This window comes from Marinobacter sediminicola, from assembly GCF_031157525.1.
Classification (GTDB): Bacteria; Pseudomonadota; Gammaproteobacteria; order Pseudomonadales; family Oleiphilaceae; genus Marinobacter; species Marinobacter sediminicola.
In genome coordinates, this window is the sequence record NZ_JAVIXR010000003.1 from 127,572 (window position 1) to 152,408 (window position 24,837).

Below are 24,837 nucleotides of genomic sequence, written 5' to 3' on the forward strand. Positions count from 1 at the left end.
TTAGGGCTTGATAAACCCCAATGTGGGGACTAAAGTACCCACATTGAGTCTGTTAAATGAGCCTACCATGCCCGTAACCAACATCGGCGATGCCCTGTTTACTAAAACCCAGCAGCGTGTACTCACTCTACTGTATGGCCAGCCAGATCAAAGCCTATACCTAAACGAATTGGTGCGGCTGGCTCAGGTTGGCCGCGGCTCGGTGGCTCGGGAGCTAACCAAGCTTACCGACTCTGGACTGGTGGTCATGACCCGCCAGGGCAACCAAAACCACTATCAGGCAAACCGGGACAACCCGATCTTTCATGAGCTGATCCATATCGTTCAGAAGACGTTTGGTATTTCTGAAGTTCTGAAAAACGCCCTGCTACCGGTAGCCGATACTCTCCAACAGGCCTTTATCTATGGCTCCGTCGCCAAAGGCGAAGCACACGCTGGAAGCGACATAGACCTGATGCTGATCGGCAAGGATCTCAGTTACAGCGACATCATGGAACTGCTGGCACCTGCGGAGCAACAGCTTCAACGAACCATCAATCCCACGTTATACTCCCCCGACGAATTCGAGGAACGCATTGCTGACAACCAAAGCTTTGTTACCCGGGTGATAGAACAACCCCGCCTCGAGCTGAACTTCGCAAGCTAAACCACGGATCCGCGCATGGAAGCACTCGACAATCTGGTAAAGATACGACGGCTTAAAGTCGAACCGCCCGATGCCCGGGAATTTGATGGCATGCTTAGAGCGGCTGATGCCAAACTCAAAGACGCTTGCATAGAAGGCCTTTCGGAAGACAGCCAGTTTTCTCTTGCCTATAGCGCTGCTCACGCTCTGTCACTCGCCGCGCTCCGCTGGCACGGCTACCGTTCGGAAAGCCGCTACATTGTATTTCAATGCCTGCAACACACGGTCGGTTTGCCGAATGCAAAATGGCGGGTACTGGATAAATGCCATGCGGCCCGAAACCTGGCAGAATACGAAGGGCACATGGATGTGAATCCACAGCTGTTGAAAGAGCTAGTTGCTATCACCCGCGAGTTACAGGTGTTGGTAAAGGCGTTGGCGCCAATCACAGTCTGACGTTCAGACTTTCTTTAATTGCTCAGTCAGGCCAGTCTGATCTAACGACTTTCCCCAGCCATTTCCGTGCACGAGCTCTTCCAGCGGAAGACGTGATCGCCAGCCCTTCGCCTGCAGTTCTGGTTGATCCAGAAACTCACTGACATAGCCCAGGCAAAGATACGCCAAGGGGTAGACCTGCTCCGGCAATTGTAGAATATCCGACAATCGATCCTGGTCCAAAATACTGACCCAGCCCACACCAATGCCTTCCGCCCGCGCCGCCAGCCAGAGGTTTTGTACCGCAAGACAGGTGCTGAACAGATCCATCTCCATGATAGAGTTTCGGCCCAAAACATGAGGGCCACCCCGGGAACGGTCACAGGTGATACACAGGTTGATTGGGCTTTCGATAATGCCTTGAAGCTTTAAGCTACGATAGGCGTCCTTGCGCTCACCGGTATAGTTATCAGCGGCTTTGGCGTTCTCTTCATTGAAGCTGGCCAGAACCCGCTCTCGCACCGACAAACTGTCGATCACAATGAAGTCCCACGGCTGCATAAAGCCTACCGACGGCGCGTGATGGGCAGCCTTCAGGATTCGGGCTAAGACATCGTCCGGAATGTGGTCGGTCAGAAACTGCGAGCGCACATCACGGCGTTCAAAAATAGCGCGGTACAGCCCCGCTCTCTGGGCTTCAGTAAACGGGTCATTGTGATTACTCATAGCTGCAGCAGGCTCCTTAGCCGATCGGTATCCAAACACGCCTCCACCTGGTCAGCCAAGCGATCCAACTGCTGTAACCGGTGGCTCTGGTAATCCACCGCTTGCGCAGCTGCCTGATTCAGCCCCGCCCACGCCAAGATGGCATCGCATGCTTCGGGCGCATCGAACAAGCCATGCACATAGGTGCCGGCTATTTGGTCATCATGACTAACGGCGCCGTCGGGCCGGCCTTCCAGTTCCGCAAAAGGGCGAGCCAGTGCAGGGCCTTCGGTAACGCCGTTGTGCATTTCGTAACCGCACATCGTCACGCTTGTGGTCGCCCCGGCTACGCTGCACGCCAGGGTGCCGGACACTTGTTTCAGCTGCTTACCGGGTACCATTCGCGTATTCATTTCCAGCAGGCCCAAGCCTTCTGTGTGGCCAACTTCGCCCTCAAGGCCATCAGGATCTTCGACCCACTGCCCCAGCATCTGAAAGCCGCCACAAATTCCCAGCACCTTGCCGCCGTAGCGCAGGTGTTTGCGCAGGGCTTCCGGCCAACCTTGATGTATAAGCCACTGCATGTCGTGACGGGTGCTTTTACTGCCCGGCAGGATGATCAAATCAGCTGGAGGTATGGGTTGGTCCGGGCCGACAAAGATGAGGTTTACCCCCGGATGCAGCCGCAACGGATCAAAGTCGTTGTGGTTGCTGATGCGTGGTACTACCGGCACCACCACGTTCAGCGCACCAGCTTCGCTACTTCCTTCAGTGCTGACACTGTCTTCGGAATCCACCACCAGCCCGTGAAGGTACGGCAGTACGCCGAACACCGGTTTGCTCGTGCGGGTTTCGAGCCAGTCGAGCCCCGGTTCCAACAGCGCAATATCGCCCCGAAAGCGATTGATGATAAACCCTTTTATGCGCTGCTGTTCACTGGCAGAAATCAGCTCCAGCGTGCCAACAAGCTGAGCAAAAACCCCGCCCCGATCGATATCCCCAACCAATAGCACCGGGCAATCCGCTGCTTCCGCAAAGCCCATGTTGGCGATGTCGTTAGCACGCAGGTTAACTTCCGCCGGGCTGCCGGCGCCTTCCGCAATGATCACATCGTAACGTTCGCTGAGTGACCGCCAGGCGGCCATCACCGCCTCCATGGCTTCGGCTTTGTAGGCGTGATAATCCAGCGCGTCCATATTCCCGTGCACTTGCCCGCGCAGAATAACCTGGGCACCACAATCGCTTTGGGGCTTCAGCAATACCGGGTTCATGTCGCTGTGGGGCTCAAGGCCACTAGCCAGCGCTTGCAAAGCAGTGGAGCGGCCAATTTCACCGCCATCCACCGTCACCGCGCTGTTCAAAGCCATGTTCTGGGGTTTGAACGGTGCGACTGATACACCCTGGCGGGCGAGCCAGCGACACAGGGCGGCGACAACCGTGGTTTTACCAGCGTCGGATGTGGTGCCCTGGATCATCAGAGTGGTCATGTATTAAAGCTCGACACCCTTCTGGGCCTTGATGCCCTGATCCTCAAAAGCGTGCTTCACTACGCCCATTTCAGTCACTGTATCTGCGATATCAATCAACTCTTTCGGGGCGCTTCTGCCAGTGACCACCACGTGCTGCATCTCTGGCCGTGCTTGTAGATCGTCCAGAACACGGTCGAGATCGATATAGTCGTATTTCAATGCGATATTGAGTTCATCCAGCAAAATCAGATCGTAGCTGTCGTCGTTCAACATGCCTGCAACGATGTCCCACGCGGCATTGGCCGCTGCAACATCCTGCTCTCGGTTCTGAGTTTCCCACGTGTAGCCCTGCCCCATTATGTGGTAGTCCACATTAGGCAAATCCCGGAAGAAGGCTTCTTCACCGGTACTGAACGCACCTTTAATGAACTGCACAATGCCGACTTTCATGCCGTGGCCTAAAGAACGAGCCACCATGCCAAAACCAGAGCTGCTCTTACCTTTGCCCGGGCCGGTCAATACCAGCAATATGCCCTGCTCTTTCTGGGCGTTGGCTATGCGTTCGTGCATGATTTTTTGTTTAGCTGCCATGCGTTTGGCGTGGCGTTCGGGGTCTTTTGCGCGTTCTTTCATGGTGATTGCCTCACATCAACGTTAATTTATTGAGCCGGCACAAATACCGACAGTCCGTCTTTTTCCAAGGCGATAAGGCGCTGGTTGTATAAACGTTCCAGTGCTTCCGGCACCAACATGCTGCCTGTCGCCCCCCAGCACGCATCGCCATTGGTGTACAGCAACAGAACATGGCTACACCAGCGCGCCGCCATGTTGAGATCGTGCAAGCACATAAACACAGCTTTTCCAGACTCTGCCTGGTTGCGAAGCAGATTCATCACCTTTACCTGGTGGTGCAGATCCAGATGGTTGGTGGGCTCATCCAGCAACCAGATGTCCGGGTTTTGGGTCATCAAGGTTGCAATGGCAACGCGCTGGCGTTCTCCGCCAGACAAGGTGTTGAGCAAGCGTTCAGACAAGCCATCGACATCCAGTGCCGTCAGAGCCTGTTCCGCAAGAGCCTGATCCTCGCCTTGCTCACTTTCCCAGGGTGACAGCCAGGGATGGCGGCCAATCAGGGCTGTTTCCATCACCGTTGCCGGAAACGTGTCCTGACGCTCCTGGAACACCAGGCCCAGATGCCGTGCAATATCCCGGCGCTTGAGCTCTTTTAAAGGTGAGTCATTCAGCACCACCTGCCCGCTGCGAGCAGGATGTAAACCCGCAAGGGTATGCAGTAATGTGGTTTTGCCCGCACCGTTAGGGCCTAGCACACCCCAGATCTGGCCCGGCTCAACATTTATATTCAGAGCAAAGCCGTCAGCGCGCCCCGGTATGTTGATGATCAGTTCGCGGGCTCTCAGCGTGCTCATCAGCGACTCCGGTGCAACAGATAGAGAAACATGGGCACACCCAGCAATGCGGTTATCACGCCAACCGGCAACTGTTCGGGCGCAATCACCGTACGCGCCAGAGTGTCTGCCAGCACCAGCAACGTCCCGCCGGCCAGAGCGCTGGCAGGCAAGATGGTGCGCTGGTCATTCCCCAACACCAGCCGGAGCATGTGAGGCACTATCAGCCCTACAAATCCTATACTCCCCGCAGTTGTCACCGCCGTCGCGGTCAGCAGGCTGGCGAGTAGATACACCGCCCATTCCAGCGGCCGCACAGAAACACCCAGCGCGGCTGCCTGCATAGGCCCCCGCGCCAGCACATTGAGATTCCGGGCAAGCGGCATAATCAAGCCTATGGAGACAACCAGCACTACAAAGGCTGGCCAGGGTGTACGAGCATAGGAAACATCCCCCATCAGCCAATACAGCATGCCGGGCAGTTTGTGCGAAGGAGTAATTGCCAACATGAGTGTGATCACAGCCCCCCAACCGGAAGCGACCACAACGCCAGTGAGCAGTAGGCGGGAAGGTGTCCAACTACCGGTTCCATGGGCAAGGCCAAACACCAGCATGGTTGCCAACATGGCACCAGCAAAAGCCGAGCCGGAGATTAGCAGCGTTCCCATCCCGGCAAGCATCGCCAGCAACGCACCCACTGCGGCACCACCCGACAGCCCCAGAATGTATGGATCAGCAAGTGGGTTGCGCAGCAATACCTGCATCAGTGCGCCGGCCACAGCCAACAGCCCCCCCGTCGCAAACGCCGCAATCGCTCGCGGCAGCCGTAATTCCCAAACAAGCGTACGATGCAATGCGCTGCCGTCGCCCTGAATAACCTGCCAAAGATCAGGCAGTGGAACGGTCACACTGCCCATAGCCAAAGCCAGCATCATGGCTGCCAGTGCCATCACGCCAAGACCCAGAAGTGAGCGGGTCACTGGCCACCCTCCCACAGGTGCTCACCCACGCCATCAATGCCCACGAGCAACGTCCAACTTTTCACAAATCAGCTTGCTGGCCTCGAGTAGCCTGGGCGTGGGCCGGGAAATAGGGGAGGCGGGAACAAAAATAAGGTTATCCCGAACCACCGCACTCAACTCGGAATACTCCATCCAGCGATCCAGCTGTTCATCGGCTTCGCCATCTACACTCCCCGTGAGAATGGCATGGGGGTTGGCCTTCAAGACAACTTCCGCACTGATTCTTGGCACTAAACGTGGCATATCGCCAAACACATTAACGCCACCACACAACTGCAGAACCTTACCAATCAAATGATCATTATTGATGGTCATCAGCGGCTGCTCCCACACCTGATAAAAAACCGGTATCGGCTCCGCGTTGCGATACTCGTCAGCAATATCCGCAATGCCCTTTCTGAAACGTTCCGCTTCCGCAAACCCAGCCTGCTCTGTACCCGCAAGAGTAGAAAGCCTCTCGAGAACACTGGAAACACCTTCAAAAGTTCGAGGCTCTATGGCGAACTGGGGAATACCCAACGCCTCCAAAAGCTCAATCTGGGCCGGGGGATTTCCTGTTACCCAAGTGATCACCAAATCCGGCTTAAGCGCCACAAGGGCTTCCAGATCTATCCGCGTATGATTGCCAACCCGCGGGAGCTTGAGTGCAGCGGGAGGATAATCACTGTAATTAACACCCGCGATTACCTTGTCGCCCGCCCCGGCTGCGAACGTAAGCTCGGTTGCGCCCGGCGACAAAGTAGCAATTCGCTGTGCAGGCGCCGCCAGACACAGGGGTTGACCGGCATCATCCGTTGCACAAACGTCTGCAAACGCACCGCCAACTAGCGCGAAAAACAGAAAAAAAGCACGAAATATCATTGAAAGCTCATTCCTTGGTCTGCTGCCAAAATGACAGATCCGGCGCCACAAATAACATTAATTGACTGACATAAAACGGAACCCTAGACTATGCGCCAAGTTCTATCCGTAGCAGGTGCCCGTGGCGCAATATACGTTATCGTATTATTGAGCGCAGGGTGAAACTGGGAAGTTCGGTTAAAGTCCGACGCTGCCCCCGCAACGGTAAGTGGCAATGAGCAGGATCAGCTCCAGCCTTCTGGCTGGCGCGAGCGCATCCTACTCTGGCGACATCGCCAGCCGCAAGCCCGGAGACCGGCCTGCTACCGGCTATCAGTGAGTACTGGCGGAGGGCTGGTACCGCGGAGTTTTTGCCTGCTCGTGTTGGCGTTAAACCTCCTGATGATAGCTGTTCTCGCAGCTGAAGCGGTTTTCTTTGGCTGTGGTTTATAGCTCATTTGGCCATGGTTAACTGCTCTAATGCGTCGTTTTTTCTGCCTGCTATTTCTTTTCCCCCTGGCTGCCGCAAACGCGGACGACGCTGCGCCGTTTATCATTGTTGAAAGCTCACCCGCCAACGCAGCAACAACCATCGATCCCTCCAAGGCAACCGGCCCGGTACGGGTAATCCCCCGTTCGGAATATGAAAACCGCACCGCCAATCTGGCCAACGTGCTCAGCAATCAGACGGGCGTTCAGATTCGCCAAAGTGGCGGCTTGGGTAGTTATTCCTCTGTCTCCATCAGAGGTTCCACCGCTCGCCAGGTTCAGGTTGTGGTTGACGGCATGCTGCTCAACGATCCCGTAACGGGCGGGGTGGATATGGGCAAGCTAGGGCTTCACGACATCAGCCGAATTCAGATTTACCCTGGTGGCGCACCCGCGCAGTTTGCCCAGGCTGGTATTGGTGGCGTGGTGGTTATGGAAACCCTGGGCAAAGATATTGAAGATTCCACCCGCATTAACTTGGGCGCAGGTTCTTTTGATACCTACAAGATGGGCCTGTTCAACAGTGGCAGCCACGAAGATTTTTATTATTGGGTATCGCTGGATCGGCAGAGCAGTAACAACGATTTTGAGTACCCCAACAGCCGCGAATGGTTCAATCCGAACGATGGCGCCACGACAAAACGCCGGAATGCAGACTACGAGCAGGATGCTGTCAGCACTAAGCTGGGCTGGGAGATTAATAACACCAGCAAGCTGGACGCGCTGATTCAGTACAACGATAACGAGCAGGGCGTTCCAAGCATTCAGAACTGGCAAAATAACAAAGCGTTTTTAGCCAACGACACCCTACGCACCCAATTGCACTATCAGCAAAAAGGCTGGATGGATGGCCAGGTTCACTCCAGCCACCGAGTGATATGGTCGGATGCCAACGAGCGTTACAACAACAAAACAGGACTGGTCGGGCTGGGCACAACCGACGTCTATACCCGCACAAAACAGCTTGGAATGGCCAATACCCTCACTTGGTTGTTGGGCAACCACACGCTTTCCGCCGCTATCGATGTCGCAAAATACGACTACCGACAGAACGACAAGCTCAGCTCGGATCTGCCTGACGAAAGGGAACGCCTGCAAATCGCCAGCGCGCTTTCCCACCAATGGCTCAGCTCCAACAGCCGCTGGCGCTCGCAGGTATCTCTGCGACAGTACCGCATTGACGACCATTCCGATGAAGCACTCGGCAATGGCACCGTCACGCAAACCTCCAGTACAAATCGCTACAACAGCTGGCAACTGGGGTTGAGCCATTACTTTGCCGGCAACTGGGAAATTTCAGGGGCGTTGTCCAGACAAGTTCGCATTCCAACTCTGCAGGAGCTCTATGGTCAACAGGGGTTATTTGTCGGCAACCCCGATCTTGAAGCCGAAGAGTCGAAGAACTACGAAATAACTCTGCGCACAGACCGGGGCTGGGGGCACGCCGAATTAACAGGGTTCTATCGTGAACTTGACCCTGCTGTTGCCGCGATCTACGACGCCCGCGGCGTTGGCCGTTACACCAATTTATCCGCAGAAATATACGGCGCAGAAATAGATGCATTGTGGCGCATCTACCACTGGTGGGAGCTGTACGGCAACGCAACACTTCAGGAGTCTGAAAACACTGATGACAGCGTCAGTGATCGCTTCGAGCAACGACTTCCCGGCATTTACCATGAGTCATTTGTCGCCGGCAGCCGCTGGCATATCCGGCCTTTTCGCGTTGACGTTTCCTACAATTATGACGACAAGCTCTATTATGACGCCGCCAACAGGCTCATGGCCGACCCCCGCACTCTGATAAACGCTTCCATAAGCTGGACAAAGGTCTGGCCCAACCGAGGCGAGAGCGAAGTCACTCTGGAACTTCAAAATATAACAAACGAAACCTATCAGGATTTCAGCCGCTTTCCCGGTCCGGGAAGGAGTTGGTTTGTGAATGTGAAGCACATTTTTTGATCGGCGAATATCTAATTACGCAAACCAAAAAGAAAGACCTTATATAAACAGGAACCAAGGAACCCATCATGAAAACTGAACTGCACTTCCGTAGATTCGCTCTACCCTTCGTGCTTGCCCTGTCTGCCACACTTACTGCCTGTGGCGGAAGCTCAAGCAACAGTGGCAGCATCGAGATCGATGAAAATACAAAGTACGTTGCCGCAATCGCGACTGCGTCGAGTGATTACCTGTCTGGCGAAGTCGAGTTGGCTGAACTGGGCAAAGACGATATATCGGCTAACGGTGGTTATTTTCCGGGGCCGTCTGATATTACAGTGAATGCCTACGGTGAAAACTACTACCTGATTGGTAAATTCTTCATTGATACCATCAAGAAGGTCAATATCAAAGATCCGGCCATCGCTACGTGGGACTACTCCACACTGGCAAAAGGCGCTACCGGCTCATCAAATCCTTATCAGCTGGTCTTTGTTAGTGAGCAAAAAGCGTATCTCCTCCGCTATGGCGCAAGCACCGCATGGATCGTAAACCCGTCAGCCGCCAATGAGTCAGAGTTCTATACGGGTGAACTGGATTTGTCCGCTTACATACCCCAAAACACAACCGGAGCACCAAACATGTCCTCTGGGGTGATTGTTGGAAGCAAGCTCTTTATTACTCTTGAGCGTTTGGGTAGCGACTATAAGCCGACAAACACAAGCTATGTCGCGGTCTTCGACACAACAACCGACACGGAAATCGATACTGACTCAGGGAATGCAGAAGGGCTTGAGGGCATTGCCTTGCTGGGTCGCAACCCAACACGCATTGAACATGTTGAGGGACTTGGCTTGGTGGTAGTTAATCGAGGCGGGTTCAGCTCCCCATTTGCTGGCACAGGTCTGGACATCATTGACCCTGACACCTATACCGTCAGCCCTTTAATTACTGACGCTGAGATTACCACACAGATCAACAACGCCGTATTTGTGAGTCCAACACAGGCTTACGTTCTTAACTACACAGGCTGGCAGGACATTTCCCTGCAACGCTTCAACCCATTGGCAGGCGCCAGCAGTCTCACGGATGTTGCTGGTCTAACAGGCGGTGATTTCAGAACTATCGACCTAAGCCCCGAAGGTACTCTCTGGATAGGGGATGCCAACACCAGTGCTCAAGGTGTTCGCATCTTTGATACGTCCACCGATCAACAGGTCGATTTTGTAGAAACACAGCTACTGCCCATTGCAGTTGCATTCATCGAAACAGGCAAAGACACGGAAGTAGCAGGCACACCATAAGCGAAGTAAAACTAAAGGCAGCGGTGGATTATTGCGCCGCTGCCTTTATCACCTCAGCCAAGCGCTTCCACTCGCCACTGCTGCCGGGCAGTCCAAATCTCAGCATTTCTGGCTGGGTAAAACAGCGAACCAGCACGCCGCTACGGGCAAAGATTTCCGCCAAAGCGCTCGCTTGGCCGACCCTTACGGTCTGAAACAGAGGGCTACCGCCGAAAACCGGAAACACACTGTCTTGGAGCAACCCTCTCAACTTGTCAGAGTCACCGCGCAAACGGTGCAAGGCATTCTGCTGCCAGTCATGATCCTCCAGCGCCCGAGCCATCACATAACGAGCAGGCCCACCAAGCACCCAAGGGCCGAGCGCACTTCTTAAAGCCCCAGCAACAACAGGATCCGCTAGCACCGCCCCTGCACGCACCCCCGCCAATCCAAAAAACTTTCCCAGCGAACGCAGAATAATCAAACCTGGCAAACCGGCACGGAATGCCAAACTGAATGCCGGCGTAGCATCCATAAACGCCTCATCGACAACGAGCCAACCACCGCGCTTCTGCAGCTGCTGATGCCAGCGCAGGAGCGTCGAGGGCGGGACGATTTCACCGGTGGGGTTATTGGGGTTAATCCACACCAGCACATCCAGCCGGTCCAGCCAACGGTCATCACAGCCTGTCGCTCCACCGTCTGTTTGCTCAGGTGCTATAGGCACAATTGTATGGCCTGCCTGCCGCCAGCTTTGCCCATGCTCTCGATAACCCGGCACAGGTATACCCACACGGCAGGGTTTGCGTAATTTCGGCAGCGCCATGATCGCTGCCTGGCTGCCCGGCACAGGCACACAGGCCGCCTCCGCGGGCGCTCCTGACCACTTGCGAATAACTTCTTCAAGCCCATCATCGGCTTCGGGCAGCCTTTGCCAAAGCTCTGCCGGTATTTCAGGCACTGGCCAGCCATTGGGGTTAATGCCAGTAGACAAATCAAGCCATTCCGAACGGGGGATTCCCCAGCGTTCTGCCGCTTTGTTTAAACGCCCACCATGTTCCAGCATCATGATGAATGCACCGCCAAAAACCAAAACACTGTGGTCACCAGAAGCGCGCCAAGCCAGAGCCAGACTCCCCGCCGTACCAATGTGATCGCAGCGTCCACACTGGCGGAGCTCGCATTCTGGGTGCCACCCAGCACCGGGCGATGTTTAACGCCGGAAGGATAGGGTGAGGGCCCACCAAGCCGAACATTCAGTGCGCCGGCACCCGCCGCCATCACAGGGCCGGCATTGGGGCTATCCCATTGTGGCGCCTGATGTCTCCAGCACCACCATGCCAGCTTGCGATTGCCCAGCAGCATGTAGGTAAGGGCTGTCAGCCGAGCGGGCACCCAGCCCATAAGGTCATCCAGCCGTGCGGCCACTCGGCCAAAATATAGAAACCGTGGGTTGCGATAGCCCCACATGGCATCCAGGGTATTCACCATTCGGTGCAGCACAACACCCGGAATGCCTGCAGCCAGGAACCAGAACAAACTGGCAAACACCGCATCGGCTCCATTCTCCAGCATGGACTCAGTTGCCGCTGCAGCCACACCTTTTTCGTCCAGCGCACTCGCCTTACGGCTGACAATACGACTGACTTGCTCACGAGCTGTCTCAAGATCGCCGGCCTGCAATGGCTCAGCCACCGCTCTGCCATGCTCAGCCAATCCGCGAAGAGACATGGCGAGCCAAAGGACGATCGATTGAATCAACATCAACAGCCACCCATCGAGAGTGACAGACACCCAGATCGCTAAGCCCAAAAACGGTGCTGTGAGCAAAAATACGGAAAACAGACCAGCCAACAGACTCAGCCGGGAATTAGTCGGTGCGGTGTTAAATCGCTTTTCAACGGCGTTTGCCAAATGCCCGAAGCCGACCACCGGATGCAAGCGACGCGGCTCACCGAACAGCTGATCAAGGGCGAGGGCGAGCACAAAAACAATTAAAGGAGTGAATAAAAGCACTGGTGATTCCAAGCCGGTCAGTCGATGAAACCGTCAAGCCTACCTCATTACACCCAGTCGGAGTATGATCCCGCTCCACACTCTATTGAACCCAAGCCCTGATCGCCGTAATAGCATCTGACGTTACGGTCTATTGATGTCTGAAGGTATGTGAAATGTCGTTTCCCAGCAGTTGGACTACCCCTCCCCAACAACCCGACGCACAGTTTTTTGAACGAGCCGCCCAGCGTCAAAGCGTTCTGACCAAGCCCGCCGGCTCACTGGGTCGGCTCGAAAACGTGGCTGTTCAGCTAGCCGGGCTGCAGGGCACTGTTACGCCAGCAGTTGATCGTGTTCAGATCAGCGTTTTTGTGGGTGATCACGGTATTTGTGAAGAGGGCGTTTCAGCCTATCCCCAGGAGGTTACGGCTCAAATGATTGCCAATTTCGCCAATGGCGGCGCTGCTATAAGCGTGTTGGCCAAATCCCTGGGTGCGGAACTGGAAGTTGTTAACCTGGGCACGGTAGCGGATGTTGAGCCCAACTTACCCGGTGTGGTTGATGCTCACATCGCCCCCTGCACCCGTAATTTTTCAGAAGCCGATGCCATGACGACTGAGCAGCTATGCGCCGCGTTGAGCCACGGCGATGCCGCAGCCCAGCGTGCTGCAGACAAGGGCAGCCAGTTATTCATTGGCGGCGAAATGGGGATAGGTAACACCACCTCCGCCACGGCTCTTGCCAGTTCGCTCATGAGCAAAAACCCCATGAAACTCACTGGTCCTGGCACCGGCCTGGACATGGCGGGCGTGCGCCACAAAGCGGAAATCATCATCCTGGCCATTCAGCGCCACGATAACGATGACGATGGCGAGGATGCCATTGCCGTACTCAAGGCCTTTGGTGGCTTTGAAATAGCCGCTCTGGCAGGCGCCTTTGCCGGCTGCGCAGCGCGATCCATTCCGGTGTTGGTCGATGGGTATATTGCCTCTGTCGCAGCGTTGCTTGCGGTGAGCCAGCAGCCAGGCATCCGCCCTTGGCTGCTATTTGCTCACCGCTCCGCTGAGCCTGGCCACGAAGCTATTCTTGCCGCATTGGGTGCTGAACCCTTGCTGGATCTTGGCATGCGGCTCGGTGAAGGCAGCGGGGCAGCTGTCGCCATTCCGCTATTGAGAATGGCCTGTGAGCTTCACAACAAAATGGCCAGCTTTGAAGACGCTGGCGTTAGCAATAAAGATCCGCAATAAAGAGGGCAGGCACCATGGCTGATAGCACATCCGTGTTTGACCTGATTCGCCACGGCGAGCCGGAAGGCGGCCCCATGTATCGCGGCAGCAAAGACGACCCGCTAAGCGAGGCGGGGTGGCAGCAGATGCGAAGCGCAGTGACTGAAAGTGAGCACTGGGATGCCATAGTTACCTCCCCCATGCTGCGCTGCGTTCGCTTTGCGCAGGAACTCGCAGATAACCGCGGAATCCCCCTGCATAAGGACGAACGTTTGCGGGAGATTAACTTCGGGGAATGGGAAGGGCGCACAGCCGATGAGGTGATGGCCAACGATGGCGAGAGGCTCAGCCAGTTCTGGGCGAACCCGGTTGCCTACACGCCTCCCGGCGGTGAAACAGCCAAGGACTTCAATCACCGCGTTACTGAAAGCTGGCACCATTGGCGGGAGAAGCTTGCAGGCCAAAAGGTCCTGATCGTTTGCCATGGTGGGGTGATCAGGATGGTTATTGCGGATGTTATGAACATCCCCCTGGAGCATTCCTTCTCCAGTGTGGCCACGCCCTATGCCTGCCGTAGCAGAATACAGGTGGACACATCAGCTCACGGGGCTTTCCAAAGCCTTGTAGCCCACGGGTCACTCAAGGCTTCAGCACCGTAGGCAGTCCGGCGATACTCATCACCACTTTGTCGCTCACAGCGGCCAACGCCTGATTCAGCCAACCCAGCTCATCCGCAAAACGCCGGGTGAGCGGGTCCATCCCGATCGTACCCAAGCCTACCTCATTGCTGACTATCACAAGCTCGCCGGGATAAAGGCTCACCTGATTTAAAAATGCTTCCCGCTCCCGGGCAAAGGTTTTTTCTCCGGCGTGCAGCAGGTTGCTCACCCACAGGCTCATGCAGTCAATCAGTATACAGGGCAGTTGCGTGGCTTTTGCCTGGCGGGCAAGCACCTGGGCCAGAGCCAGCGGCTCTTCCTCAAGCCCCCAGCTATCCGGGCGCTGCTGTTGATGGCGCTGAATGCGCGTGCGCATCTCGTCGTCTCCGGCGGTTGCGGTTGCCAGGTACACCACTGAATTGTTTGTGCCCGAAGCCAACTGCTCCGCAAGCGCGGTTTTACCGGAGCGGATGCCGCCAAGTACTAGTGTATGCATGATGTTTGATGGTTTCTCCGAAGGTCAAAAGCCACATTATAGCCTTTCGGCCCAACCTCCACCGCTCAGCCGGCGGCTTCTGCTATAGTTTTGCCTGAACGTTATCCAATTCCATCCGGGAGACAGCATGCAGGCTGAACTGATCGATATCCGCAACCACCTCATCCAGCATGCCCCATTTGATGAAATGCCTGAGGAGCTGGTGAACGAGCTTACTGCCAACATTGAGATCAGTTATGTGCGGGCAGGAACCCAGATAACAGAAACCGGGCAAACCAGCACTCGCATGTATTACGTGCGAAGCGGCGCTGTGGAAATTTTCCGTCGCTCCGGCGAGTTGTATAACCGCATAGGTGAAGGCGAGATATTTGGCCAGTTTGGCCTGCTTATGCGTGGCCAGGTGAGGTTTCCTGCGCGGGCACTGGAGGACAGCCTGCTCTATCGCGTTACGGCAGAAACCTTTCATTATTTGTTTGAAAACGATGAGAATTTTGCAGATTTTGTGGAGATAGAAGATCGCAGCCGTTTGCGTTCAGCCGTCTCCCGCCGGGAAAAATCCAACGCTCTGATGACCTCCCGCGTTAACCGTCTTATTTCCAGAGAAACCGTCTCGGCACCCACCACTGTGAGGCTGCAGGAAGCTGCGCGAATCATGACAGATCAGGGTGTATCTGCTCTGCTGCTGATGGATGAAGAGTGCGGTGGCACCTGCGACAGGGAGCGGTTGGTGGGCATCATCACCGATCGGGATCTGCGCACGCGGGCGGTAACCGAAGCGCTGCCCTCCGAAACGCCCGTCAGCGATATCATGACCACAGGTTTGATTACCATTCGGGCCAGCAGCTATGTGTTTGAAGCCATGCTCACCATGCTGCACAACAACGTGCATCACTTGCCGGTAATAGACGGCGATGAGGTTCGAGGCGTAATCGCCCTTGCAGACATTGTGCGCTACGAAAGTCAGAGCAGCTTGTATCTGGTAAGTAACATCTTCCACCAGCAAGATGTGAAAGCCCTGAAGAAAATCAGTAAGGATGTCCGCGACAGCTTTGTGCGTATGGTGAATGAGGACGCCAATTCACACATGATAGGCAGTGCTATGGCAGGTATCGGCCGAAGCTTCACTCAGCGCTTGCTGGAGTTGGGTGAGGAAAAACTGGGGCCGCCGCCGGTCCCCTACTGCTTCATGGCACTGGGCTCCATGGCCCGGGACGAGCAACTGGTGGTGACAGACCAGGACAATGCCATGATTCTGGACAACAGCTTTGTGCCAGAAGAACACGACGAGTACTTCCTCGCACTGGCAAAATTTGTGTCTGACGGGTTAGCTGAATGCGGCTACACCTACTGCACCGGCGACATAATGGCCACCAACCCAAAATGGCGCCAGCCGTTGAAGGTTTGGCGCGATTACTTTACCGACTGGATTGAAAACCCCAAGGCAGTCGCCCTGCTGAACAGCAATATCTTTTTCGATCTGGACGGCATTTATGGCCGCACGGAATATGCCGAAGAGCTGAAAGCTCTGGTCGCCCAGAAGGCCAGCAGCAGCCAACTGTTCCTGACCCTTATGGCGCGCAATGCGCTCAACCGAACACCTCCTCTGGGCTTCTTCCGCACCTTTGTGCTTGAAGAGGACGGTAAACATCAAAAAACCTTCAACCTGAAACGCCGGGGCACAGCTCCACTGTCGGACCTCATTCGGATTCACGCCTTGGCTTGCGGCTCACAGGCGCAGAACTCCTTCGAACGATTGAAAAGCATCGGCAAAACCAAGCTGATTATGGAAGACGACCTGAGCAACCTGCGAGACGCACTGGAGTTCATTTCTATTGTGCGTATTCGCCATCAGGCGCTTGCCCTGGAAGCTGGAGAGGAACCCAACAACAATGTGCGGCCAGAAGATTTATCGCCATTTGAGCGTAGCCATCTCAAAGACGCCTTCCAGGTTGTGAGCAATGCCCAGAAGTTCCTGAGATTCCGCTACAACTCCCAGGCGACCCGGCATGTCTGATAACCAATCCTTACCAGACGCCGTTAATACCCTACCATGGCCTGAGCAATACCAGGCTCTGTCGGAAAGCGCCAAGGCGCCTGTGCTGAAAGCCTTTTACGAGGCCGGCTGCGTTTCTGAGGACACGGCAATCTCCGAGGTGCCCATGGTGGCCCTGGATTTTGAAACCACCGGCCTTGAAGCGGACGCTCATTCAATCGTCAGTATCGGGCTGGTGCCTTTTACGATGGACGCTATTCTGCTTAATCAGGCCAAACACTGGATTGTGCGCCCGAGACTGCCACTGCACCAAGTATCTGTGACATTCCATGGCATCACCCACGCCGATATCAGCGACGCGCCAGATCTGTCAGAAATACTTGAAGACGTCTTTGCCAGCCTGAATGGCCGCATTGTGGTCGTTCACTTCAGACATATCGAAAGGCCCTTCCTGAATGTGGCACTGCAATACCGCCTTAATGAGGGAATCCGTTTTCCTCTTATCGATACCATGGCAATAGAGGCGCACCTGCACCCAAACCGGCAACCCTCTTTCTTTAAAAAACTGGCAGGAGAAAAGCCAACATCGATACGGCTAGGGGATAGCAGAAAGCGCTACGGGCTGCCTCACTACGCGGCCCATAACGCTCTGGTCGATGCTATAGCGACTGCAGAACTTCTGCAGGCCCAGATTCAGCATCATTTCAGTCCAGAAACGCCTGTTGGCGACTTATGGCTTTAAGGCGCCTCCACCTCGGCAATCCAATCGCCGTAGCCAGACGCAGCCATGTCTTCCAACGGGATGAACTTCATCGCCGCTGAGTTCATGCAGTAGCGCAGGCCCGTCGGGGCTGGGCCATCATTGAACACATGCCCAAGGTGCGAGTCAGCAAAGCGACTTCGAATCTCGGTGCGCTTCATAAAGAACCCATTGTCTTCCTTTTCCACAACCATGTCCGAGCTAAGCGGGCGGGTAAAGCTCGGCCAGCCAGTTCCGGATTTGTATTTGTCACGGGAAGAAAACAGTGGCTCACCTGACACCACATCCACGTAGATTCCCGGCTGTTTGTTATCCCAGTACGGATTGCTGAACGCCCGCTCGGTGCCATCGTTCTGGGTTACTTCATACTGAGTACTGGTCAGTCGCTTCTTCAAGGCTTCGGGATCGGGCTTTACAAAGCTTTCCGGGTCGAAGCCTTTTTTGTCGCCAGAACTGCCCATTGCCTTCTCGCTTGGTTTGAACTGGCTGAAATCCAATTCATAGTCTTCGCCATATACGCTTTCAATGAACTGATAGCGGCCCGAGTTGTATGTGTAGAATTTATAGCGCACCGGATTCGTTTTATAGTAATCCTGGTGATACTTCTCTGCCGCGTAAAACGCGCCCAGTGGTGTGATTTCAATAACCACCGGCTTTTCATAGACACCGGAAGCCTGCAGTGCCTGTTTGGCCGTTTCAGCCAAACGCTTCTGATCAGCATCGTGATAGAAAATTCCCGGGCGATACTGTTGGCCACGATCCACAAACTGACCGTTGGCATCCGTGGGATTCATCATTCTCCACAGGCCCTGCAATAAACCTTCATAGGTGATTACGGTCGGGTCGTAGTAAACCTGAACAGCCTCTGTGTGCCCGGTGCTACCGCCGGCCACCTGCTGATAGTTCGGATTAGGCTCGTCGCCCCCGGTGTAGCCAGAAACAGCTTCCACCACGCCGGGGATTTTCTCGTAGCCAGCTTCCACGCACCAGAAGCAGCCACCGGCAAAGGTAGCGACTTTCAGGCCCGGGTCTGTCGGAGCATATTCATTGGCCGTGACGGTGCTTTTCTCGGCTGTGGCAACGGTGGCATAAAAGGCGCCGGTAGCTGCGACCAAAAGCGCAGTAACCATCGCGAGTATTTTTCGGTTCATAACAACTCTCCTGCGAGTAATAACGAAAGCCATCCTATCGCCGTGACTTCACCAAAACGTTCCTTAAATCTTACGAATTTATAACGCTGTGGATTCTTTTGCCGCTGAATCCGCCAGCGGCAGCCAAAATTGAAACCTGGCACCTGCCCCTGAATGGCTTTCTACGGAGATTCTCCCATGCTGCAATTCCGCCATTCGGCGCGCTATTGCAAGGCCCAGCCCCGCATGCCCGGTGCGGTTTGCGCCTGGGGCCTGATAAAATGGATCGAACACATGGTCGATATCCTGCGGGTCGATGCCTTCTCCTGCATCTTCTATGCAGATTGCAGCACCATCACCGTTCACCGTCACACTTAGCTGTACCTCTGCACCCTTGGGTGAATGATCCACAGCGTTGCCAATCAGGTTATCCAGCACTCGCTCGGTCATGGCGATATCAGCCAGCACTATGGCCGGCTCGGCGCTTGTGATGCTCAACGTAACATCTGCCTGTTCGGCTTTTGGCCTGTGCTTTTGCACAACGTCGTGCAGCAGCTCTGCGGGCATAAACGACTCCGCAACGGGTTGTCGTTCGCGGGCATCCAATGCCGCTAATTCAAACAGCTCATCAACCAATTTGCTGAGGCGCATAGTTTCAGCCAAAGCCACATGCAGAAAGCGCCGGCGCTCATCAGGGCTCAGCTCCTGCCGCTTCATTCCCAGGGTTTCCAGATACCCCTGAATGGACGCCAGCGGGGTGCGTAAATCGTGTGACACCTGAGCCACCAGTTGGCGGCGCAGGTGATCTTTATCTTTCAATAACTCCAACTGGCTGGCAATGCGAGCCGCCATCTGATCAAACCGGGCCGCCAAATAATCCACATCGTCCCCGGGCACACTGGTGTCGTCTGCAATACCCGTACTTGCTGAATCTTTTGTCTCTGCCGCAAAAGCCTCTACTCGAGCAGTCAGCCCAGACAAGCGCCGTGTCAGCAGCCTAAAGAACACAAGGCCCGCAAGCAGCCCCACAAATAGGCTGATGGCTAAAGCCCCGCCGCCCATCTGCAGCAAGTGGTCGCTGTGCACCATACTTTCAGCAAAATCGTACTCTTCACCCCTAAGCACCACATACAGGTAGCCCGTGGGATTCTCCGCATTCGGCACCGGGGTGACCGAGAACACTTTGCGGCGATCGTGGCTGCGTGGGTCGTCGCCCTGCAAAGGGTAGGCGCCCGGGTTGTCCAGCAACTGGCGAATGGGCTCCAGGGATACATGCTTGCGTTTGATTTTCGCCGGGTTGGCAGAGTAAGAGAGAATGCGGCCTTCATGATCCAGCAAATAAATCTCAATACTGGGGTTGATGCTCATGTACAGATCAAACAGGCGCTCCAGCTCGCTGTGATTGAGTGTGCCGTTGGTGACCAGGTTGCGATCTGAGACGAGGTGGCTGGCAAGATCGCGATTCAGCTCCTGGCCCACTGCCGCACTATACTCACGCACGGAGTAGAGGCTTAACGCCGTAAACAGCCCACCAACAATCACGAGCAATAGAAACAGGCCGAGGGCCAGGCGCGCATACAGGGTTTGAAACAAAGGTCGGGGCATAATGGTTCAATCCAGAAACCGATACCCGACACCCCATACCGTTTGCACGTAACGGGGCTCGGCTGCATCGGCTTCAATCTTGTTACGCAAGCGGTTGATGTGGGTATTCACGGTGTGTTCATAACCCTCGTGGTTATACCCCCACACTGCATCCAGCAACTGCGCCCGGCTGAATACGCGCCCGCGGTGGCAGGAAAAGTGCCAAAGCAGATCGAACTCACGGGCGGTAAGTTCCGCCTCATTGCCTTGCACAAACACTCGCCGCCGCACAGGGTCTATTCTGAGCCCGTCTACCTCCAACTCTTCGGCTTTCGCTTGCTCGGAACTGCGGGAAGAAAGTGCATCCACCCGCCGGAACAAGGCTTTGATGCGGGCCGCAAGTTCCGCAACGCTGAAAGGTTTTGTCAGATAATCGTCTGCACCCATTTCCAGGCCAAGCACCCGATCCAGCTCGGAACTTTTGGCGGTCAGCATAAGCACCGGAACGTAACCGGGGATAGCCCGAATTTCCCGGCAAACAGAAAGTCCATCCAGTCCCGGCAGCATCAGGTCGAGAACAACCAGATCAATGCCGCCTTTTTTAAAGCGCTCAAGGCCATCATTCCCGCGATCAACAAGAACCGCCTGCATATCCAGATCTTTGATCTGCATACTCACCAGTTCCCCGATACCGGGATTGTCTTCAATAATCAATACAGTTCGCGTCATAAACGGTGGTTTAACCTGAGTGACAATACAGTCTTTGTGCGCTTTCTCATGAAATGAGTCTAGCGTTAAAAGTTCACAAATTCGTCACAACCTGCTGCTCCGACCGGGCTTCGCTAAGATAAAGCCAATGGTCTACGCTAAATGCAGGCTCTATCGCACGCAGAGTGTTCATCGAATGAGGGAGGTGGAGCAATGCCGCTCACCAGTATAAATAAGGAGTGTTCTATGTTCAGGGCTCAAATCTTCGGTCGGTGTCTACTGGCGCTGGTGCTATCAATACTGGCGTTTACGGCGCAGGCAGAGAGATTGACTGACTCAACAATCGGAGCATTTATCGCATCCATGCAGGACGCACAAACACTGCAGGATCAATACGAAGATACAGAAGGCTGGCCGGATCCTGACACAGAAGACATGGATTCAATACCCGACATGACGCGGCTCTTTTCTGATGGTGTTGAAGAAATGAAGGGCACCCCCGCCTATGGCAAGTTCGAAGGCGTGGTCAAAAAGCATGGTTTCAAAGACCTTCAATCCTGGGCATCTGTCGGTGACCGGGTTTTCGGCGCCATGATGGCCATTGAAATGAAAGACGCTGGCAATGGTGGCTCCGAGATGGCCGAAGCCATGGCAGAAATGGAAAACGATCCGAACATGAGCCCTGAAATGAAAGCCCAAATGCGGGCAATGATGGGCGCTGCGCTGAACATTACAAAAGCCGCCGACAACGTACCTGCCGCAGACATAGAAGCAGTCAGACCCCACATGAAAGCTTTGCAAGCCACAATGAACGACGACGAGGACTGATGTTCAGTCCAAAAAAAGCCCGGAAAGGCACCACTGCCTTCCGGGCTTTTTTGTTTCCAGTGCAACTACACCAGCAAGTTGTAAGCAAACACGATCACAACGGCCACCGGCGTAACAAAACGCAAGAAGTTCAGCCACAGTGCAAAGGTGCCATCGCTCATTTCCAGATCTGATTTCAGTGATTCTTTAGCGACAAACCAACCCACAAAAATCGCGGTCAGCAAACCGGATAGTGGCAGCAGGATGTTGGCAGTAAAGAAGTCCAGTAGATCAAAAATCGTTTTCCCTTCAAACCGCGCGAACATATCAAGGGGCGTAACATCTGCCCAAACGTTCAGCGACAATACAGACGCAATACCCAGCAGCCAGCAGAGCACGCCAACAAAAATGGCACTGCCCGAGCGCTCCATGTTGGTGTTCTCTTCTACCCACTCAACTACAGGTTCCAGAAGGGAAATTCCCGAGGTCCAGGCGGCAAACAGCAGCAACACGAAAAACAGGGTGCCAAACACATCCCCCATAGGCATGTTGCCAAACGCCAGTGGCAGGGTCTGAAATATCAAGCCTGGGCCTGCACCGGCTTCAAGGCCATTGGCAAACACAATCGGGAAAATGGCCAAGCCGGCAAGCAGAGCCACGGCTGTATCCATCAAACCGATGGTTACCGCGGTTCGCCCAACCGCTACATCGCGCCCGAGATACGAGCCATAAGCCATCATGATGGCCATGCCCAGGCTGAGTGTGAAGAAGGCATGGCCCAGAGCAATCAGAACGCCGTTGACTGTTAAGGCATTGAAATCAGGCGTAAACAGGAAGCTGACGGCCTCACCAAAGTGCCCGGTGGTGGTCGCATAACCAACGGTTATCAGCAGCAGAATAAATAGCGCTGGCATCAGTATGCTGACCGCTCTCTCCAGCCCGTTCTTAAGGCCTTGAGACACAACAAGAATTACCAAAACCATAAACAGTGTATGCCAGGCTAACAACTGCTTGGGGCTCGCCAGCAGATCACCGAACACCTTGCCAATGGACTCTGAGTTGCCACCGTTAAAATCCCCCAATGCTGCGTGACCAACATAGGATGCAGCCCAGCCACCAATGACAGAGTAAAAAGAGAGAATGACAAAGGCGGCGATCATGCCGATAACAGCGGAGATACGCCATGCAGGTGAACTGAGGTTGCGCTCGGCAACCAACCGCATACTGCCGATCGGATTGTGGCGGCCGCTGCGGCCTATGTAGATCTCAGCCATCATGATGGGCACACCGATAATGGCGATGCACAACAGGTAAACAAGCACAAATGCGCCGCCCCCGTTCTCACCTACGATGTAAGGAAACTTCCACACGTTTCCAAGACCAACCGCGGAACCGGTTGCGGCAAGAATAAAGGCAAAGCGAGAAGACCATAGGCCGCGGGAGACGCCGGAATCGTTAGTTGAAGCCGGGTTAGACTGAGACATGTTTAGTTCCTGTGCTTTTGGCTGAGGACTCGGATTTGAAAAAATTGTGGGGATTTTGCCAGCAGTAGCCAAGGGATACCAGAGCCAGCAACACATTGGCCCCGGATTCCCTGCAGGAACACCTAATCGGCTTTGTGGAGAAACCGCGAAACCAGATCTTTCAGCCCATGGGACATGTTGCTCAGGCTATCGCTGCTTTGTTTGGCGGAGTTAGCCTCTACTTCGCTGTGGTCTGCCAGCTCGGCAATGTTGATGATTTGGCGATTGATCTCCTCAGACACCTGATTCTGCTCTTCAAACGCTGCCGACATGCTGATAAAGCTGTCGGATATATTTCCGATGGAAGTAACAATATCCCGCAGTGAGTTCTCGGCTTCCCGTACCTTTTCAAGCCCTTGGCCGGCAACCGCTTCCCCATCCTGGGTGGCCTTAACGGCAGTATCTACCTGCAGGCGAAAATCATCAATCACATCCTGAATGCGCACCGTGGATTCACGGGTACGCTGTGCCAGCGACCGAACCTCATCCGCAACAACCGCAAAACCACGACCCTGCTCACCAGCACGGGCAGCTTCAATGGCCGCATTCAGGGCCAGCAGGTTAGTCTGATCCGCAATGTCTGAAATCAGGCTGGTGGCCTCACCTATGCTTTTGGTGGACTCCCCAAGCCTGCTGATGGCTTGGCCAATCCCGTTCACACTGGTTACCAGCTGTTGAATGGCAACCAGGGCTTCTGAACTGCGTTCGCTGCCAATCACAGCAAGACGGTCTGCCTCCTCAGCCTCGCTGGCATTGCCCAGCATGGCACTTGTGACTTCCTGAATGGAGGCTGTCATTTCTGTGATAGCAGAGGCTGTTTGATCTGTTTCAGCACGCTGACGCCCGATGGCTATCGCCCCATCACTGATATAACCATGGGAAGCGCGGGCCTGCTCATACAGTAGTTCAGCCTGATCTTCGATGCGGGCAAGAGCTGTGCGAACCCGGGCCTCTTCACTAATCAGTAACATTGCCAGCTGGGAAAACGTTCCAGCCTCACCGCTGTAGGTACGAGCGACAACAGGATCGTGGAACGCATCCGGGCGGAGCTCTAGAAGCTGCCTCAGCCGGCTGGTGAGGCTTTTCTGAAACATAAATGCAGCCAACAGATGGCCAGCGACAATCAGCCCCACAGCCAACCAGGTTTTCTCGAACCCGAGCGCAACAACACTGAACACCAGCGATAGCAACAGCGGCCAAGCGCTCTTCAGTGCCGACAGTGTTCGGCTCGTTTTTTGTCGGATGGGCTTGCCGGCAACAATTCCTGCGTAGAACCTCTCAGCTCTTGTCACGTCCTCGCGGGCAGGCTCAACCCGAACCGACTCATAACCCGTCATCTGCCCGTTTTCCAGAATGGGCGTCACATAGGCACTCACCCAGTAAAAATCACCGCTTTTAGCTCGGTTTTTTACCAATCCCATCCAGGCTTTACCCGCTTTCAGGTACCGCCACATATCCTCAAATACTGCCTGCGGCATGTCCGGGTGGCGAATAATGTTATGGGCCTGGCCAATCAGCTCAGCCTCAGAGAAGCCGCTTATCTCTGCAAACTCTTCGTTGCAGTAGGTGATAACGCCTTTGAGATCGGTGGTAGTAATAAGCCGGCCACCCTTGCGCATTTTTACTTCACGCTGGGTTACGGGGAGGTTTTTGCGCATAAGTTGGTCTGTTGCTCAGTGCAGGCTGGAGTATAGGTTGCTACACAATATAGATTCACCCAGCTCATTGATATTGGTCAAAC

At 54.8% G+C, this 24,837-nt stretch carries 23 protein-coding genes and 1 riboswitch; of the genes, 9 read left to right on the plus strand and 14 right to left on the minus strand.

Annotation, left to right across the window (positions count from 1 at the left end; all coding sequences use genetic code 11):
• Positions 1-67 precede the first annotated feature (67 nt).
• Positions 68-646: a nucleotidyltransferase domain-containing protein gene (locus RG807_RS05540; RefSeq protein WP_309044009.1), complete on the plus strand. Its 579-nt coding sequence runs from the start codon at positions 68-70 to the stop codon at positions 644-646.
• A gap of 15 nt (positions 647-661) precedes the next feature.
• On the plus strand, positions 662-1,081 hold the full coding sequence (locus RG807_RS05545; RefSeq protein WP_309044010.1) for a hypothetical protein: 420 nt from the start codon (positions 662-664) through the stop codon (positions 1,079-1,081).
• Between the two features lie 3 nt (positions 1,082-1,084).
• Here the strand turns inward: RG807_RS05545 and bluB are convergent, their stop codons facing one another.
• Genes bluB through RG807_RS05575 form a run of 6 tightly spaced genes read right to left on the minus strand, consistent with a single transcriptional unit; the run spans position 1,085 to position 6,523 of the window.
• Positions 1,085-1,786, minus strand: coding sequence for a 5,6-dimethylbenzimidazole synthase (bluB, locus tag RG807_RS05550; RefSeq protein ID WP_309044011.1), 702 nt, complete (start codon positions 1,784-1,786; stop codon positions 1,085-1,087).
• Positions 1,783-3,252, minus strand: a complete 1,470-nt coding sequence (locus RG807_RS05555; RefSeq protein WP_309044012.1) for a cobyric acid synthase — start codon at positions 3,250-3,252, stop codon at positions 1,783-1,785. The genes bluB and RG807_RS05555 overlap by 4 nt, the downstream gene beginning before the upstream one ends.
• A 3-nt stretch (positions 3,253-3,255) precedes the next feature.
• On the minus strand, positions 3,256-3,867 hold the full coding sequence (gene cobO / locus RG807_RS05560; protein WP_309044013.1) for a cob(I)yrinic acid a,c-diamide adenosyltransferase: 612 nt from the start codon (positions 3,865-3,867) through the stop codon (positions 3,256-3,258).
• Between the two features lie 26 nt (positions 3,868-3,893).
• On the minus strand, positions 3,894-4,661 hold the full coding sequence (locus RG807_RS05565) for an ABC transporter ATP-binding protein (protein WP_309044014.1): 768 nt from the start codon (positions 4,659-4,661) through the stop codon (positions 3,894-3,896).
• A complete protein-coding gene (locus tag RG807_RS05570; RefSeq protein ID WP_309044015.1) occupies positions 4,661-5,620 on the minus strand; it encodes a FecCD family ABC transporter permease in 960 nt (319 codons plus the stop codon). The genes RG807_RS05565 and RG807_RS05570 overlap by 1 nt, the downstream gene beginning before the upstream one ends.
• A gap of 33 nt (positions 5,621-5,653) precedes the next feature.
• Positions 5,654-6,523 carry a cobalamin-binding protein gene (locus RG807_RS05575; protein WP_309044016.1) on the minus strand — a complete coding sequence of 290 codons (870 nt, stop codon included), beginning with the start codon at positions 6,521-6,523 and terminating at the stop codon, positions 5,654-5,656.
• Positions 6,524-6,619: 96 nt separating this feature from the next.
• Positions 6,620-6,840, plus strand: a riboswitch (cobalamin riboswitch).
• A gap of 142 nt (positions 6,841-6,982) precedes the next feature.
• Here RG807_RS05575 and RG807_RS05580 point away from each other — a divergent pair.
• Together RG807_RS05580 and RG807_RS05585 are read left to right on the plus strand one after the other, a co-directional pair.
• Positions 6,983-8,953 carry a TonB-dependent receptor gene (locus RG807_RS05580; protein WP_309044017.1) on the plus strand — a complete coding sequence of 657 codons (1,971 nt, stop codon included), beginning with the start codon at positions 6,983-6,985 and terminating at the stop codon, positions 8,951-8,953.
• A 68-nt stretch (positions 8,954-9,021) separates the two neighbouring features.
• Positions 9,022-10,236 (plus strand): hypothetical protein, encoded by a 1,215-nt coding sequence (locus tag RG807_RS05585; RefSeq protein WP_309044018.1) that lies wholly within the window; start codon positions 9,022-9,024, stop codon positions 10,234-10,236.
• 28 nt (positions 10,237-10,264) lie between these two features.
• On the opposite strand, the gene cobD is transcribed toward RG807_RS05585, so the two are convergent.
• Positions 10,265-11,284 (minus strand): threonine-phosphate decarboxylase CobD, encoded by a 1,020-nt coding sequence (gene cobD, locus RG807_RS05590; RefSeq protein WP_309044019.1) that lies wholly within the window; start codon positions 11,282-11,284, stop codon positions 10,265-10,267.
• Positions 11,281-12,231: an adenosylcobinamide-phosphate synthase CbiB gene (cbiB, locus tag RG807_RS05595; protein ID WP_309044020.1), complete on the minus strand. Its 951-nt coding sequence runs from the start codon at positions 12,229-12,231 to the stop codon at positions 11,281-11,283. Before cbiB ends, cobD begins: the two co-directional genes overlap by 4 nt.
• Positions 12,232-12,386: 155 nt before the next feature.
• Here cbiB and cobT point away from each other — a divergent pair, with 155 nt between their 5' ends.
• Together cobT and RG807_RS05605 are read left to right on the plus strand one after the other, a co-directional pair.
• Positions 12,387-13,457: a nicotinate-nucleotide--dimethylbenzimidazole phosphoribosyltransferase gene (gene cobT, locus RG807_RS05600; protein WP_309044021.1), complete on the plus strand. Its 1,071-nt coding sequence runs from the start codon at positions 12,387-12,389 to the stop codon at positions 13,455-13,457.
• Between the two features lie 14 nt (positions 13,458-13,471).
• Positions 13,472-14,095 carry a histidine phosphatase family protein gene (locus tag RG807_RS05605; protein ID WP_309044022.1) on the plus strand — a complete coding sequence of 208 codons (624 nt, stop codon included), beginning with the start codon at positions 13,472-13,474 and terminating at the stop codon, positions 14,093-14,095.
• Here the strand turns inward: RG807_RS05605 and cobU are convergent.
• On the minus strand, positions 14,076-14,591 hold the full coding sequence (cobU, locus tag RG807_RS05610; protein ID WP_309044023.1) for a bifunctional adenosylcobinamide kinase/adenosylcobinamide-phosphate guanylyltransferase: 516 nt from the start codon (positions 14,589-14,591) through the stop codon (positions 14,076-14,078). The genes RG807_RS05605 and cobU overlap by 20 nt on opposite strands.
• 127 nt (positions 14,592-14,718) lie before the next feature.
• Here cobU and RG807_RS05615 point away from each other — a divergent pair, with 127 nt between their 5' ends.
• The gene (locus RG807_RS05615; protein WP_309044024.1) at positions 14,719-16,605 is read left to right on the plus strand and encodes a putative nucleotidyltransferase substrate binding domain-containing protein; all 1,887 of its coding nucleotides are present in this window, start codon (positions 14,719-14,721) and stop codon (positions 16,603-16,605) included.
• Complete coding sequence (locus RG807_RS05620; RefSeq protein ID WP_309044025.1) at positions 16,598-17,326, plus strand: 3'-5' exonuclease; 729 nt, start codon at positions 16,598-16,600, stop codon at positions 17,324-17,326. Before RG807_RS05615 ends, RG807_RS05620 begins: the two co-directional genes overlap by 8 nt.
• On the opposite strand, the gene msrB is transcribed toward RG807_RS05620, so the two are convergent.
• The 3 genes from msrB to RG807_RS05635 all read right to left on the minus strand — a co-directional run bounded on the left by msrB (position 17,323) and on the right by RG807_RS05635 (position 20,787).
• Positions 17,323-18,495 (minus strand): peptide-methionine (R)-S-oxide reductase MsrB, encoded by a 1,173-nt coding sequence (gene msrB / locus RG807_RS05625; RefSeq protein ID WP_309044026.1) that lies wholly within the window; start codon positions 18,493-18,495, stop codon positions 17,323-17,325. The genes RG807_RS05620 and msrB overlap by 4 nt on opposite strands.
• Positions 18,496-18,573: 78 nt before the next feature.
• Complete coding sequence (locus tag RG807_RS05630) at positions 18,574-20,079, minus strand: sensor histidine kinase (RefSeq protein ID WP_309044027.1); 1,506 nt, start codon at positions 20,077-20,079, stop codon at positions 18,574-18,576.
• A 6-nt stretch (positions 20,080-20,085) separates the two neighbouring features.
• Positions 20,086-20,787 carry a response regulator transcription factor gene (locus RG807_RS05635; protein WP_309044028.1) on the minus strand — a complete coding sequence of 234 codons (702 nt, stop codon included), beginning with the start codon at positions 20,785-20,787 and terminating at the stop codon, positions 20,086-20,088.
• Between the two features lie 225 nt (positions 20,788-21,012).
• Between RG807_RS05635 and RG807_RS05640 the strand changes: the two genes are divergently transcribed.
• Complete coding sequence (locus RG807_RS05640; RefSeq protein WP_309044029.1) at positions 21,013-21,594, plus strand: hypothetical protein; 582 nt, start codon at positions 21,013-21,015, stop codon at positions 21,592-21,594.
• A 65-nt stretch (positions 21,595-21,659) separates the two neighbouring features.
• Here RG807_RS05640 and RG807_RS05645 read toward each other — a convergent pair whose 3' ends face one another.
• A complete protein-coding gene (locus RG807_RS05645; protein ID WP_309044030.1) occupies positions 21,660-23,057 on the minus strand; it encodes a sodium-dependent transporter in 1,398 nt (465 codons plus the stop codon).
• A 122-nt stretch (positions 23,058-23,179) separates the two neighbouring features.
• The gene (locus RG807_RS05650; RefSeq protein ID WP_298451067.1) at positions 23,180-24,754 is read right to left on the minus strand and encodes a methyl-accepting chemotaxis protein; all 1,575 of its coding nucleotides are present in this window, start codon (positions 24,752-24,754) and stop codon (positions 23,180-23,182) included.
• Positions 24,755-24,837: the final 83 nt, after the last annotated feature.